The 14,927-nt window shown below is 38.9% G+C and carries 14 protein-coding genes and 1 tRNA gene; 5 read left to right on the plus strand and 10 right to left on the minus strand.

Going from position 1 to position 14,927, the window contains the following annotated elements; translation table 11 throughout:
* Positions 1-45: 45 nt before the first annotated feature.
* Both AC1DDX_RS02230 and AC1DDX_RS02235 read right to left on the minus strand, forming a co-directional pair.
* Positions 46-1,248: a pyridoxal phosphate-dependent aminotransferase gene (locus AC1DDX_RS02230; RefSeq protein ID WP_288878955.1), complete on the minus strand. Its 1,203-nt coding sequence runs from the start codon at positions 1,246-1,248 to the stop codon at positions 46-48.
* 64 nt (positions 1,249-1,312) lie between these two features.
* The gene (locus tag AC1DDX_RS02235; RefSeq protein WP_068891054.1) at positions 1,313-1,702 is read right to left on the minus strand and encodes a DUF1573 domain-containing protein; all 390 of its coding nucleotides are present in this window, start codon (positions 1,700-1,702) and stop codon (positions 1,313-1,315) included.
* A gap of 131 nt (positions 1,703-1,833) precedes the next feature.
* Here AC1DDX_RS02235 and AC1DDX_RS02240 point away from each other — a divergent pair, with 131 nt between their 5' ends.
* Entirely contained in the window at positions 1,834-4,257 is a 2,424-nt protein-coding gene (locus AC1DDX_RS02240; RefSeq protein WP_477621750.1) for an alpha-ketoacid dehydrogenase subunit alpha/beta, read from the plus strand.
* A 120-nt stretch (positions 4,258-4,377) separates the two neighbouring features.
* Here the strand turns inward: AC1DDX_RS02240 and aroC are convergent, their stop codons facing one another.
* From aroC to AC1DDX_RS02270, 6 genes are all read right to left on the minus strand, one after another.
* Complete coding sequence (gene aroC, locus AC1DDX_RS02245) at positions 4,378-5,469, minus strand: chorismate synthase (protein ID WP_172659739.1); 1,092 nt, start codon at positions 5,467-5,469, stop codon at positions 4,378-4,380.
* Between the two features lie 24 nt (positions 5,470-5,493).
* Complete coding sequence (gene aroA / locus AC1DDX_RS02250; protein ID WP_288878958.1) at positions 5,494-6,747, minus strand: 3-phosphoshikimate 1-carboxyvinyltransferase; 1,254 nt, start codon at positions 6,745-6,747, stop codon at positions 5,494-5,496.
* A 2-nt stretch (positions 6,748-6,749) separates the two neighbouring features.
* Positions 6,750-7,889: a chorismate mutase gene (locus AC1DDX_RS02255; RefSeq protein WP_172659741.1), complete on the minus strand. Its 1,140-nt coding sequence runs from the start codon at positions 7,887-7,889 to the stop codon at positions 6,750-6,752.
* A 54-nt stretch (positions 7,890-7,943) separates the two neighbouring features.
* On the minus strand, positions 7,944-8,777 hold the full coding sequence (locus AC1DDX_RS02260) for a prephenate dehydratase (RefSeq protein ID WP_172659742.1): 834 nt from the start codon (positions 8,775-8,777) through the stop codon (positions 7,944-7,946).
* A 297-nt stretch (positions 8,778-9,074) separates the two neighbouring features.
* A complete protein-coding gene (gene aroB, locus AC1DDX_RS02265) occupies positions 9,075-10,154 on the minus strand; it encodes a 3-dehydroquinate synthase (protein WP_337716532.1) in 1,080 nt (359 codons plus the stop codon).
* Entirely contained in the window at positions 10,154-10,360 is a 207-nt protein-coding gene (locus tag AC1DDX_RS02270; protein ID WP_048906717.1) for an RNA-binding S4 domain-containing protein, read from the minus strand. Before AC1DDX_RS02270 ends, aroB begins: the two co-directional genes overlap by 1 nt.
* A gap of 122 nt (positions 10,361-10,482) precedes the next feature.
* Here AC1DDX_RS02270 and AC1DDX_RS02275 point away from each other — a divergent pair, with 122 nt between their 5' ends.
* Positions 10,483-11,667, plus strand: a complete 1,185-nt coding sequence (locus tag AC1DDX_RS02275) for a proline dehydrogenase family protein (protein WP_288878962.1) — start codon at positions 10,483-10,485, stop codon at positions 11,665-11,667.
* Between the two features lie 47 nt (positions 11,668-11,714).
* On the opposite strand, the gene AC1DDX_RS02280 is transcribed toward AC1DDX_RS02275, so the two are convergent.
* Together AC1DDX_RS02280 and AC1DDX_RS02285 are read right to left on the minus strand one after the other, a co-directional pair.
* Entirely contained in the window at positions 11,715-12,035 is a 321-nt protein-coding gene (locus AC1DDX_RS02280) for an Mpo1-like protein (protein WP_172659745.1), read from the minus strand.
* 13 nt (positions 12,036-12,048) lie between these two features.
* Entirely contained in the window at positions 12,049-12,702 is a 654-nt protein-coding gene (locus AC1DDX_RS02285) for an HAD family hydrolase (protein ID WP_337716534.1), read from the minus strand.
* A 53-nt stretch (positions 12,703-12,755) separates the two neighbouring features.
* Between AC1DDX_RS02285 and AC1DDX_RS02290 the strand changes: the two genes are divergently transcribed.
* From AC1DDX_RS02290 to AC1DDX_RS02300, 3 genes are all read left to right on the plus strand, one after another.
* Positions 12,756-12,829 (plus strand) — tRNA-Ile (locus AC1DDX_RS02290).
* Between the two features lie 287 nt (positions 12,830-13,116).
* Positions 13,117-13,974, plus strand: a complete 858-nt coding sequence (locus AC1DDX_RS02295) for a COG1470 family protein (protein ID WP_288878964.1) — start codon at positions 13,117-13,119, stop codon at positions 13,972-13,974.
* Between the two features lie 5 nt (positions 13,975-13,979).
* Complete coding sequence (locus AC1DDX_RS02300; RefSeq protein ID WP_288878966.1) at positions 13,980-14,927, plus strand: ABC transporter ATP-binding protein; 948 nt, start codon at positions 13,980-13,982, stop codon at positions 14,925-14,927.

A 14,927-nucleotide genomic window follows, 5' to 3' on the forward strand; every position in this document is an offset into this window, starting at 1 on the left:
AACTACTCCTTTCAAACCATCAGCTTAGATACAAAAGTACTAAAATTATGCCATAGTTCTACCAGGATATTGTTTTAATGCAATATCCAGACAATCCATAGCACTATTAAGGTCGGCGGTATTTAAGACATAAGCCATTCTAACCTCGTTTTTTCCATAACCTTCAGTCGAATAAAACCCGGTAGCAGGAGCCATCATAACGGTTGCGCCATCATGAGTAAAGCTTTCCAGTATCCACTGACAAAATTGATCAGCATCATCTATTGGTAATCTAGCTACAACATAAAAAGCACCGCCCGGATTAGGGCAAAACACTCCTTCGATAGCATTTAACCTTTTTACCAATGTATCTCTTCTTAAGGTATATTCTTTGTTTACCTCCTCAAAATAGCTATCAGGGGTATCAACTGCTGCTGTTCCGGCAATTTGTTCAACCATACCCGGACTTAATCTGGCCTGGGCAAATTTTAATGCCGATTGGATTACTTCTTTGTTCTTAGTGATAATACAACCTAATCTTGCACCACAAGCACTGTAGCGTTTAGAAACGGTATCTATTACCACTACATTTTCATCTATTCCATCGAGGTATAAAGGAGAGATAAATTCTCTGCCATCATAGCAAAACTCTCTGTAAGCCTCGTCAGAAAACAAGAAAAGGTCATATTTTAAGCAAAGAGCTTTAAGGGCTTCCAGCTCTTCCCTTGAGTATAAATAACCTGTAGGATTATTTGGATTGCAAATAATAATACCCCTGGTTTTATCGGTAATTAACTTTTCAAAATCAGCTATTGGAGGGAGTGCAAAACCATTTTCTATATGCGATAATATTGGTTTTACAACCACATTACTCATGCAAGCAAACCCATTATAGTTGGCATAAAAAGGCTCAGGAACAATAATTTCGTCGCCTTCGTTAATACAGGTCTGCATGGCTATGGTGATAGCTTCAGATCCGCCTACAGTTACCAAAATATCTTCAGGGGTAATGTTGTACCCAAGTTTATTATAGTATTCGGCAAGTTTAGTTCTATAGGTCAGTGTACCTTCAGAAGGAGTATAGGCCCACACATTGAATGTAATATTTTTGATGGCATTTAACATCACTTCCGGCGTCGCTATGTCAGGTTGTCCAATATTTAAATGGTACACCTTTTTTCCGTCCCTCTTTGCCTGATCAGCAAACGGGGTTAATTTTCTAATTGGCGAAGCGGGCATTTGTACCCCTTTCTCTGAAATCCTTGGCATGGTACAAAAGTAAAAAACCTCGTTGATTAACGAGGTCTTTTCTTAGAAATATCTTTATTGGATTCTATTTAGTGCTTCCAGCTACAGTTTCGCCTTTGATGTAAAGAACTTTAGTAGTTGTTTTAGCATTAGAAGTTATAGTAATGCTTTTGCTAAATGGAAGTGCTGCAGTAGGGTTATAAGTAACTTTAATTGTTCCTGTTTCTCCTTTTTTGATTGGAGTTTTGGTGTATTCAGGTACTGTACAGCCACAAGTTGTTTCAACTTTGCTAAGGATCAATGGTTGATCTCCTATATTAGTGAATTTAAAATCTACAGAAGCAGGTTTGTTCAAAGGGATTTTTCCAAAGTCATAAGTCTCTTTGTCAAATTTAAACTCCGCTGGTTTAGATTGAGCATTTGATGCAACACTTATTCCTAAAATTAATGTAAATAGTAATAATAACTTTTTCATCTTATGTGGGTTTTAAAACAAATTTAATGTTTTAAACGATAATTCAAAAAGTATTCCAATATATAAATTAACTCACACCGTTAAGTCATACTTTAGAATTTATGTATCTTTGCCCCATAACTGATTTGCTTATGACGCCAAATAGTAAACTTACAACGAACCCAATTGATGCTTCAGAGTTAAGTTTTGATGATTTCAAAACGATTGTTATTAACGACTATAAAATAGCTTACGAGAGTAGACAAGCTAGTTTATTAGGACGTAAAGAAGTGTTGACGGGTAAGGCGAAGTTTGGAATATTTGGTGATGGTAAGGAGATTCCTCAGATAGCAATGGCCAAAGCTTTTAAAAATGGCGATTGGCGATCTGGCTACTATAGAGATCAGACTTTTGCCTTTGCAACCGGAATTTGTACACTAAAAGAGTTTTTTGCTCAGTTATACGCAAACCCAAGTGTTGAGGCTGATCCTGCATCTGCCGGGCGACAAATGAATTGTCACTTTGCTACCCGTTCACTTAATGAAGACGGTAGCTGGAAAGACCTGACGGAGATGAAAAACTCTTCGTCTGATATTGCGCCAACCGGTGGTCAAATGGCCCGTTTAGTAGGTTTGGCCTATGCTTCCAAATTATACAGGCAAAATCCCGACTTAAGTTATCTTAAAAATTTCTCGGTAAACGGCAATGAAGTTGCGTTTGGTACCATTGGTAATGCCTCTACTTCCGAGGGGGTGTTTTTTGAAGCTATTAATGCTGCAGGTGTTCTCCAAATTCCAATGGCTATGTCTATCTGGGATGATGCTTATGGAATCTCAGTTCCTGCCAAGTATCAAACTACTAAAGAGGATATTTCAGAAATTCTAAAAGGATTTCAAAGAGATGAAGATGCAGCCGGCTACGAAATATTTAAAGTAAGAGGCTGGGATTATCCGGCACTGTGCGAAACCTATCAGCGTGCTATAGATGTATGCAGAACTGAACATGTTCCCGTTTTGATACATGTTACAGAGGTCACTCAACCACAAGGACACTCTACTTCCGGTTCTCATGAGCGTTATAAAGATAAAGATCGCTTGGAGTGGGAGCGTGAGTATGACTGCAACCTGCAGATGCGTAAGTGGATGCTTGAATCAGCTATTATTACAGAAGAAGAAATTACTGAGCTGGAAGCAACTGCAAAGAAACTTGTACGTGAAACCCAACGAGAGGCATGGAATGAATTCTTAGCTACCATTAAAGTAGAGAAGGAAGAGGTAATCGATATGATCAACAGAATTGCCAACGGCAATCCTGCTATCAGTAAAATTGCTTCACTACTTGCCAGTACGCCCGATGCATTGCGTAAGGAGGTTGTTTCTTCAGCAAGAAAAACATTACGTCTTAGCATTAATAACCCTTCTCCAGAGAGAGACAAACTGATAAACTGGTATAATAGCCAGGCCTCTTTAAACGAAGACAGGTACAATTCTAAGCTATTTACCGATGGTATAGAAAGTCCGTTATTGGTTAAACAGGTGGCTCCCGAATACACTGAGGAAAGTAAAATGGTAGACGGCCGTGAATTACTGAACGCTTGCTTTGACGCTAATTTTGCACGCGATGAGCGTTTAGTAGCCTTTGGTGAAGATTTAGGCGCAATAGGCGACGTAAACCAGGGTTTTGCAGGCCTGCAAGCCAAGTATGGTGATTTAAGGATCACTGATACCGGTATTAGAGAAATGACAATTATTGGTCAGGGTATTGGTCTGGCTTTGCGCGGTTTAAAMCCTATTGCAGAGATTCAGTACCTCGATTATTTACTATATGCACTTAATATTTTAAGTGATGACCTGGCAAGCTTATCTTATAGGACTAAAGCCGGTCAAAAAGCGCCTGTTATCATCAGAACCCGTGGACATAGGTTAGAAGGCGTGTGGCATTCAGGATCTCCAATGTCTATGATTTTGGGCTCATTAAGAGGTTTGCATATATGCGTTCCGCGTAATATGACACAGGCTGCAGGTATTTACAATACCTTATTCAGATCTGATGAACCTGCTCTGGTTATTGAATGTCTGAATGGATACAGGTTAAAAGAAAAACTACCGGAAAATGTTGGCGAATACACTGTTCCTCTTGGAGAGGCAGAGATCGTAAGAACAGGAACTGATGTTACCATTGTATCTTATGGAGCTACTTTAAGAGTTGTTGAAGAAGCAGCAGAAGAATTAGCCCAGTTAGGGATTTCAGTTGAAATAATCGATCCTCAAACACTACTTCCTTTTGATACAAAACGGATTTGTGCAGAATCTTTAAAGAAAACAAATAAGTTATTGGTAGTTGATGAAGATGTTCCGGGTGGAGGCGCTGCATTTATTTTACAACAGGTACTTGAAGCGCAAAATGGTTATTACCATTTAGACGGACAGCCAAGAACGCTTACTGCTAAAGCTCACCGTCCGCCTTATGGATCAGATGGAGATTATTTTAGTAAGCCATCTGTTGATGATATTATTGAAACCGTGTATCAAATTATGCACGACAATAACGCATCAAAATACCCTTCTATATTCTAAAAACAGACTTGCCAGAGAAGATAACTCTTCAGAGTTATCTCAGACTCTGATCAGAGTCAACTTAGACTCTCCTTAGACCATGATCTAAGGAGAGTCTAAATTAACTTTGTTGATTTTCTGTTATGCTAATTTGCTTGATCTGTTTCGAAGCAAATGATCGGCTAGCACTAATGCTGCCATTGCCTCAACAATTACAACTGCACGAGGTACAACACATGGATCGTGTCGGCCTTTACCTTTAATTTCTGCAGCTTCGCCTGCAGCATTTATGGTTTGCTGATTGTGCATAATTGTTGCAACCGGTTTAAAGGCTACTGTGAAATTGATTTCCATTCCGTTAGAAATACCTCCCTGGATTCCACCAGAGAAGTTGGTAAGCGTTTTAGGCCGACCTTCATTTGCTAAAAAGATATCGTTATGCTCTGATCCCCTCATTTCGCTTCCGCTAAATCCAGACCCATATTCAAAACCGTGAACAGCATTAATGCTTAGCATAGCTTTACCCAGATCTGCATGAAGTTTATCAAATACAGGTTCACCTAAGCCAACAGGGCAGTTTTTAACAATACAATTGATCTTTCCGCCTACTGTATCGCCATCCTTGCGAACGCCATCAATAAATTCGATCATTTGATTTGCGATAGCGGGATCTGCACAGCGAACGATGTTTTCTTCGCGGATAGCTAGCAAATCAGCGATGTTTTTACTTTCAAGATTAGGTGCTTCGATTTTGCCTACTGAAGATACGTGTGCAAAAACTTCAATACCATGATGTTTTAACAACAACTTGGCAATAGCTCCTGCTGCAACGCGGGCAGCTGTTTCACGAGCTGAGGAGCGTCCGCCGCCACGGTGATCACGAATGCCATATTTAGCATCATAAGTATAATCGGCATGAGAGGGGCGATAAACATCAGTATTGTGGCTATAATCTTTACTGCGCTGATCCTCGTTTGGAATAAGCATTGCAATTGGCGTACCTGTACTTTTTCCTTCAAATGTTCCTGAAAGAATCTGCACGGTATCGCTCTCCTTTCGTTGAGTAGTAATCTTAGATTGCCCCGGTTTGCGTTTATCTAACTCTGATTGAATAAAATCAAGATCGATGGGCAATTGCGCCGGACATCCATCCAGAATAACACCAATGGCCACACCATGTGATTCCCCAAAGGTAGTGATGCGAAATAATTGCCCGAATGTGTTGCCTGCCATTTTAGAATTATTTTATGTTTTTAATTAAATCTCTGTAACTGTAAACCCTGCTTTTACTAAATCTTTCCAGAAATCAGGATAAGATTTTTCTACAACATCCATTTCTTCCAGAACAACTTCGTTTATGACCAGACTAAGCGGAGCAAAAGCCATCGCCATTCTATGGTCTTCGTAAGTAGCAAAAGATACCCTTTCAGGGAAGTTTAGCTGATCGCAGTTCAGTGTATAAATAAAGTTGTCTTCATTTAAGGTTACACCAATCTTTGAAAGCTCATTTTGTAAAGCCAAAACACGATCAGTTTCTTTGATCTTTAAGGTTTCCAGACCCGTGAATTTAAGGTTTTTTCTTAAAGCAGCGGCACATACAATAATGGTTTGTGCTAAATCCGGACAATCTTTTAGATCAAGAATATCATCATTAAAGTTTGTTTCAGTGGTTGTAAGGTTAATTCCTTTGCTGGTTTTTGCTGTTTGTACCCCAAAGGCACTCATAATTTCTCTGATACGACTATCGCCTTGCAAGCTTTTATCTTTTAGATAAGGCAAACCGATCTGTGCATTTTCAGCAAGCGCTGCTATGCTATACCAATAAGAAGCTGCACTCCAGTCGGGTTCTACTGCAAGTGTAGCCGCTTCAAAAGTCTGTGGTTTAATGGTAATGTTGTTTCCAGACCATTCATGCACAATACCAGCTTCCTGAAGCATGTCTAACGTCATTTTAACATAAGGAAGAGAGGTTAACTCACCTTCAATCTGTAGCGTTAAACCTAGCGGTAAAATAGGCGCAATCATTAATAAAGCTGAAATATACTGACTACTTATATCACCTTTAATCTTAACGGTATCAGTGCTTTGTTTTAACGGACCATTGATGTTTAACGGAGGGAATCCATCTTGTTCAAGGTAAGTAATATCAGCACCGATGTTTTTTAATGCTTCAGCAAGAATACCAATGGGGCGTTGTTTCATTCTTTCTGTTCCTGTTAATAAAAAATTACCAGGTAGGGTAGAGAGCATGGCTGTTAAAAAACGCATTGCAGTACCCGCAGGGCCCACATCAACGGTTTGTTGATGTGGGTTGCTTTGCGAGATATTATTTAATATACTGTTTAAAGTAACAGTATCAGCAGCATTAGACATATTATCAACCTTTACAGTCCCCTTACTCAAAGAGCTGATAATTAATGCTCTGTTACACTCACTCTTAGAGCCTGTAAGTGTAATTTCTGTATCTATTTGTTTGCTTCCTTTAAAAGAAACAAGCGCATGTTTACTCATTATTAAGACTTAACTTCTGTGTGTGCTTCTGCTGCAATTCCTTTTTCGGCTTTGCCTGCGTTCATGATCTCAGTTTGTTTACGGATAGACTCACCATGAACAAGTTCCAAAAATTTCTCAGTAAAGTTTAAATCTAACTTTAGTGCTTTTGCAAATGAGATACCTTTTTGAATGATGGCATCCCAACGGTTAACCTGTAAAATTGTAACCTGGTTATCGCGTTTGTACTCACCGATTTTAGCAACGATAGACATACGCTCACCTAATTTTTGTAATAAGATGTCGTCAATTTTATCGATTTGCTTACGGAATTCAGCTAATTGATCAGAGATCGCTTCATTTTTAGTTTCTGGTTCACGAACTGTTAAGCGATCAACCAACTCAGCTAAAGCAGCTGGAGTTACTTGTTGTTTAGCATCAGTCCACGCAACAGAAGGATCAACATGCGACTCGATCATTAAACCTTGCATATCTAAGTCTAATGCTTTTTGAGAGATGTAAGGAATTAACTCTCTGTTACCACAGATGTGACTTGGATCGTTGATGATAGGTAACTCAGGGCATAATGTTTTCAATTGGATAGCAAGTTCCCACATTGGTTCGTTACGGAACGAGCTTTTCTCGAATGAAGAGAAGCCACGGTGAATTGCACCTAATTTAGTGATACCAGCGCCATTGATACGCTCTAAAGCACCAACCCATAATTGTAAATCAGGGTTTACAGGGTTTTTAACTAATACAGGAATGTCTACACCTTTTAAAGCGTCAGCAATTTCCTGAACTGTGAATGGATTTACTGTTGAACGTGCACCAATCCAAAGGATATCTACACCAGCAGCTAAAGCTTCTTCAACGTGTTTAGCATTTGCAACCTCTACAGCTGTTGGTAAACCAGTTTCTAACTTAGCTCTTTTTAACCATTCTAAACCTATACTTCCAATTCCTTCGAATTCTCCAGGACGAGTACGTGGTTTCCAGATACCTGCTCTTAAAACAGATACTTTTCCTGTTGCAGCCAATAAATGAGCTGTAGTTAATAATTGCTCTTCAGTTTCTGCACTACAAGGTCCTGAGATGATCAAAGGCTCATTGTTGATGTTAAGCCAGGTGTTAAGCGGTTGAATGTTTAATTGTAATTTCATTGTTTTGGGGTTATATGTGTTAATATTTTATTTTAATTGGATTATTTATGCTAATTATACTTTGTCGTTTTTCTGGTACTCACCCATGATATTAAAGTTCACGGTGTATTTAAGGGCCTGGCGGACAGCTTTATCATAAGCCTCCATGTTTTTCCATTCCATATCTACATAGAAGTAATATTCATTTCTTTTGCCAAGCACAGGCATGCTCTGTATTTTGCTTAAGTTAACCTGCTGGTCAGCAAAGATGTTTAACACCTTAACCAGTGCACCAACATGGTTACTTACCTGGAAGCAAATAGATGCTTTATTGATTGGAGCCCCTTCTTCAGCTGTTCCTTTTTTAAGGATCAGAAAGCGGGTAAAGTTTTTCTTGTTTGATTCAATTCTTCTTTCAATGATATTTAGCCCATACAATTCCGCTGCAAGCGTATTTGCTATAGCAACTGTATCTGTAAGCTGTTCTTCCTTAATGCGCTTCGCACAGGCAGCAGTATCATTGCTCTCTATGATCTGGATCTGTGGGTAATCTTCAAAGAAATCAACGCATTGGCGAATAGCAATAGGGTGGGAAGTAGCATATTTGATATCCTCAAACTTTACACCGGGCAGTGCCATCAGGTGAAGTTGAATAGCCAGGTAAACTTCGCCAACTACAGCGAAATTGTATTCACGTATTAAGGTGTAATTCGGTAGAAGACTTCCGGCTATTGAATTTTCAATTGCCATTACCACGAAGTCTGCGCCATCGTTTTCTAAAACCTCGCATGTGTGTTTAAAGGAAGTACATTCAATGGTCTGAATGTCTTTTCCGAAAAACTTGAATGCGGCCTCTTCGTGAAATGAAGCTTTAATGCCTTGAATTGCTACTCTTGTTCCTTTTTTCATTAGAATATTTTCCCTTTTTAATGGTTATGAAATTATCATAACTGTTATTTTCTCTAAACGAAAAAAGTCCCGGCTTTAGACCGGGACTTTTCGTATACATTTATCTTATTAGATTCTAGTGCATATTAGTCCCGGCTCTTACTAAAGTAGTAGAAGTAACCAAACCAATATGTAGTGATATTTTTCAAAATTTTCTTTTCGTTTCGCCAAATGTACTAACAAAATTTAATTTGTCAATAGTTAATTTAAAAAAATTATTTATTGTTTGTTATAAGGTTCTTGTTGTGGTTCAAAATATTAGGCATTTTCTGACTTGGAAGTTAAGGTGTTTAGGTAAGCAAAACTATCCAAAATGTCGTTTTTTGATACCCTGCAGTTAAAATCACACGCTCCAATGCGGCTCAATAATGAGAACATGATCTGTCCGTTTTCATTCTTTTTATCGCTTTGCATAAATTCCAATAATTGGTCAAAACTTTCTTCCTTAATGTGATATTTAGGATATAATTTTAAAATATAGGTACCGATGTTGTTAAGCTCATCCTCGCTAAGCGTATTGTTTTTGGCCGACAAGAAGCCTTCGCATATCATACCTATGGCTATTGCCTCGCCATGTGTTAAAGGGTTTTTATCGTTTATTAAAGAATAGGTTTCAACCGCATGGCCTATAGTATGCCCATAGTTTAATATTTTTCTTAATCCTTTTTCATGAGGGTCTTCTGTTACAACCTCGTTTTTTATCTCTACCGAACGGTAAATAGCGTTGGCCCCAATTTGTTCGTAATCGCTGTTTTGCAATTCTGCATAATAGTCTTTGTCTACAATTAAACCATGTTTAATCATTTCAGCAAAACCAGAAAGCAGTTCTCTTTTAGGCAGCGTTTTAAGGAAGGAAGTTTCAATAAATACAGCTTGAGGAAGGGTAAACGTTCCAACCATATTTTTTACATTATCTACATCGATACCGGTTTTACCACCTACCGATGCATCAACCTGCGAAAGCAGGGTAGTAGGGATATTAATAAAATCTATCCCGCGTTTATATGTTGAAGCCACAAAGCCACCCATATCGGTAATCACGCCCCCGCCTAAATTTATCATCAAGCATTTGCGGTCTGCCTCAAAATCCAATAGTGTTTTCCAGATGCCAATACAAAAATCTATATTTTTGTTCTCTTCGCCAGGATCTGTTTCAATCAGATCAAATCCTGTAAAATCTCCCAGCATTTCCTGGAACTGAGGTAAGCATAATTCTGCGGTATTCCGATCCACAAATACAAAGATCTTGCTGTATTTGCTGCTTTCTATAATTTCTACCAGAGGGGCAAGATTTGCTTCAAAATGGATGGTATGTCCGGCACTGTTTAATTTGTTCATTAAATGATTGTTATTTTCTGACCCATAAAATCAATTACATCTCCAACCCGCACCTTCAATCGCTTGCGGTAATCAACCTTGCCGTTATATTTTACAAGACCGTCTTCAACAACAGTTTGGGCTTCGCCACCGCTTTGAACAAGTGCAGTTGCTTTTAACAACTGAATAAGGGGAATGAATTCGCCTTCTAATTTAAATTGTATCATTATAAGACAAACTTAGATAAAATTTTTTACTGCCAAAATTACAATTATTTATAGTGTGTTCTACCAGTGGTAGCTATGGAATTTATACTTTTGCAAACGATTTGACTAACTGACATTCACTAATGGAGACATTCCCCAAAAAATCATTGAATTTTGATGATACTGAAGTTGCTTTCCGCAACAAATCTAACTCTGAATTAAACGCCGCCTATTGGCTTTTTAAAATAATAAGCAGTAATTTTTTAACTAAAGTTGGCCCTCCGGTTACCAATTTCTTTTTGAACATTGGCTTACCAATTAAGGGTATTATTAAAGCCACCATTTTTAAACACTTTTGCGGAGGTGAAACGATTGCCGAATGTGCAGAAACAATTACGCAGCTTCATTCAGGTAAAGTAGGCACCATTCTGGATTATTCTGTAGAGGGTGAAGATGAAGAAGCTGTTTTTGATTTTACCTGCGAAGAGATTATCAGAACGATAGATCAGGCCGCTAAAGACAAACGTATTCCAATTACCGTATTTAAAGTTACAGGTATTGGCCGTTTTGCTTTGCTTGAGAAGTTGGATGCAAAACAGGCACTAACATCAGATGAAGAAGCTGAATATGAAAAAGTAAAGCAACGTTGCGAAAAGATCTGCAGAACTGCCTTTGATAAAAAGGTACCTGTAATGATTGATGCCGAAGAAACCTGGATCCAGAAAACAATTGATGAGCTTGCCGTAGAGATGATGCGTTTGTTTAATAAAGAAACCATTATTGTTTACAACACTTATCAGATGTACCGTCATGATAAACTTGCCGATTTAAAAGCAGACCACCTTATTGCGAAGGCTGCCGGCTATATTTTAGGGGTTAAAATGGTGAGAGGTGCTTACATGGAAAAGGAGCGTAAAAGAGCTGAAGAAATGGGTTATCCATCACCAATACAACCTACTAAAGAAGCATCTGATATTGATTATAACGAGTCGTTAAGGTATTGCATGGCTCATATTGATGAAATCGCTTTTGTCTGCGGAACTCACAATGAAGAAAGCAGCAGGTTATTGGCAGATTTGCTTGATCAGAATAAGATTGCGCACAATCATCCTCATGTTTATTTTGCCCAGTTATTGGGAATGAGTGATAATTTAAGCTTTAACTTATCTGACGCCGGGTATAACGTAGCGAAATACGTGCCTTACGGGCCAGTTAAAGCGGTAATGCCGTATCTTTTCAGAAGAGCTCAGGAAAATACTTCCATTGCCGGACAAACGAGCCGCGAGCTTGGGTTGATTATAAAAGAAAAGAAAAGAAGAAGATTGTAATACGTCATCTCCTTTGGTTAAAAGGAGATGACGGAGTGAAGTTAAATTTACTTCTTTACTTTAAAAGGCTGGCTCCCCGTTAGTAAGTCCCAGAATAAAATGAAATCGCAGGCTAAACTATAGGCCGGATACTGAAACGTAGCAGGTTTGTTTTTTTCGAAAAAGAAATGACCTACCCAGGCAAAGCCATATCCAACTATTGGAATGCCAATCATAAAGCGTAAGTCGTGAAACAATACAGCGGTAAACAATAGTAATACGGCTAACAGGCTTCCGATAAAATGTAATATCCGACTAGTAAGATTACTATGTTCGCTCAGGTAGAAAGGATAAAATTCCTTAAGAGATTTATATCTTTTTTCGGTCATGCGGCAAATTTAACTATAAGATATGATGATCAGTTAAAAATTGCTCCAGATCTTTAGGGTGCTTATCCATTAGAAGTGTATTAAGCCCTGCCAGTTTAGCTCCAACAAGATGCTGTGGGCTGTCATCAATAAACAATGTTTCCTCTGGTATAAGGTTGTTTTCTTTGATGACCTGTTCAAATATCTCAACATTTGGTTTACGAAGGAACATTTGCTGAGAGTAATATGTTTTTTCAAACAGGTGGTTATTATCCTCGACATTATATTCCCGTTTCAGGTAATCTACAATCCAGTTGTAATGAATTTCGTTATTGTTACTAAGTAGAAAAGTGCGGTATTTTTCTTTTACTTTAAGCAGCGTGTCGTGTACCGCAGCAGAGGGAACACCAATCAATAAACTGTTCCATGCGCTGTCAATTTGTTCGTCTGTCAGCCCTGGATTGTTGGCTGCTTCGCGTATTTTAATGCGAAACTGGGCCGGAGAGACAGATCCTGTTTCAAAATCATTAAAAATTTCATTATGATTTTTATGGGCAAAGAACTGCTGAACATCGGTTATACCTAATTGTAAAAGAGCATTTTGAGTCCTTACAAAGTCTATTTCGAATATAACGTTGCCATAATCGAAAATAATATTTTTTATTTTTTGTGCTAAAACTGTTTCCATAATTGGATACAAATATGTAACATTGCACTCGCAAAATCTAATAAGATTTTACAGGGCCATTAGCTCAGTTGGTTAGAGTAGAAGACTCATAATCTTTTGGTCGATGGTTCGAGCCCATCATGGCCCACTAACAAAAAAGCCGTTTTTCGATAAGAAGAACGGCTTTTTCCGTTTCTAAACGTCGACTTTTAAACCTACAGCACTCACTCTGGTAGTTTTGGGATTGATCCGTAGTTTTCAATGGATGTACATGATTGTTTGTTGAAATCGTATTAATTGGCTGAGGACCTATAAATGTTAAAAAATGTTAAATCAGTTTGAAAATTTTATTTTGTTTTTTTGATTTGCTCTCACAGACAAACTATTGAACCGACATTTTTTTAGGCTATTATTATAAATTCTAGTGTTTAGATCATGTTAGTAAATTTCTCACTTACCCACCTTCATGGAAGGTGCAAATCTTTATTGTTTTTTCTATTCCTTTTTGGATTACACCCGGGATTGCATGCCCAAGGTCAGGTTGCAACTATCGACGGCAAATCAGCTTTTACGGCAAGGCTGATCAATATCGAAGCCGCAACGAACGAGACATTTCGTTACAATACGACCTTACGTAATGGATCTGCAAAGCAGGCCCTGTACGAGTTCAAAACGAGTTTGCCGATCGGCTGGATGATCAGTTACAAGGTAGATGGTAATCAGGTGGCCTCTTTAAATATTGACCCGGGTACATCCCGAGATGTATCTATAGAGATCAATGCCACAGCAAGCACCACACCCGGCAAGTACAAAATACCTGTAAAGGCAGTTGCAAATAAGGATACCCTGTCCCTAAATCTGGAGGCAGTTGTAAAAGGGTCCTATGGAATAACCTTAACTACACCAACCGGGAAGCTGAGCGAAGAGCTTACCTCCGGTAACCATAAGGAAATCCTTCTAGAGGTAAAGAACTCGGGTACGCTGCCATTGAATGATGTTGAACTCACATCGCAATTGCCTACTAATTGGGAAGCTTCCTTTGAACCTGCCAAACTTAAACAAGTGGAGCCGGGGAAAAGCGTAAATGTAACTGCAAAGCTTAAAGTTCCGGATAAGACCATCGCAGGAGACTACGCTGCTACCTTTACCGCAACAAATAGTAATGGCAACGCCCAGGCAGCCTTCAGGATGGTTGTTACAACCTCATTACTCTCTGGGTGGATCGGTATTTTGGTTATCCTCTTAGCCATTTCACTGATATATTATCTGATCCGCAAGTATGGTAGAAGATAGAAGAAATGAAGGATCCTATAATACAACTGAAGGGCCTAACCAAATGTTATGGCCCTCAAAGAGCGGTAGATGATCTGAGCCTCAATATCAGTAAAGGCGAGATCTTTGGACTGCTGGGGCCTAACGGAGCAGGTAAAACCACAACTATACTCATGATGCTGGGGCTTACTGATCCAACAGATGGTACTGCATTTGTTTGTGGCTATAATGCAACAAGTAACCCTATTGCTGTAAAAAGAAAAGTAGGTTACATGCCCGATAGTTTAGGCTTTTATGATAACATGACAGCGCTTGAAAACCTAAAGTACATCGCAAGGTTAAATGGCCTCTCCGAAAATGAAATCAGAATACGAACGTCAGAACTGATGGAGATTGTTGGGCTTTCTTCGGTGATGACCAAGAAAACATCAACTTTCTCCCGAGGTATGAAACAACGCCTTGGCCTGGCCGAAGTATTAATTAAGCAACCAGATGTGATCATTCTTGATGAACCAACCCTGGGAATTGATCCGGGCGGCGTACAAGAGTTTCTGACACTTATAAAGCGTTTAAGCAAAGAGCAGGAATTGACCGTTCTGCTTTCTTCACATCATTTACATCACGTTCAGCAAGTATGCGATCGGGTAGGGATTTTTGTAAAAGGCAAATTATTGGCCCAGGGCAATATAGAAACCTTATCAGCCGATTTGTTTGGTCATATGGGACATGTTGTATCTATAAAGTCAGCACATGCTATTCCTCAGCCCTGGTCGTTGCAACAGGAACTGGAGCAATGGGAAGCCATTAAACAGATTACAATGGATAAAGAAACGATAGTGTTTGAATGTAAAGAGAACATTACACCGGCACTGGTCCGCTTTTTTGTTGAAAACGGATACGACATCCTTGGGGTACGTCAAAAAGACTATGGACTGGATGACATCTATCAACAATATTTTGAAGACATTAATTGA

The organism is Pedobacter sp. 10L46_2 (genome assembly GCF_056395165.1).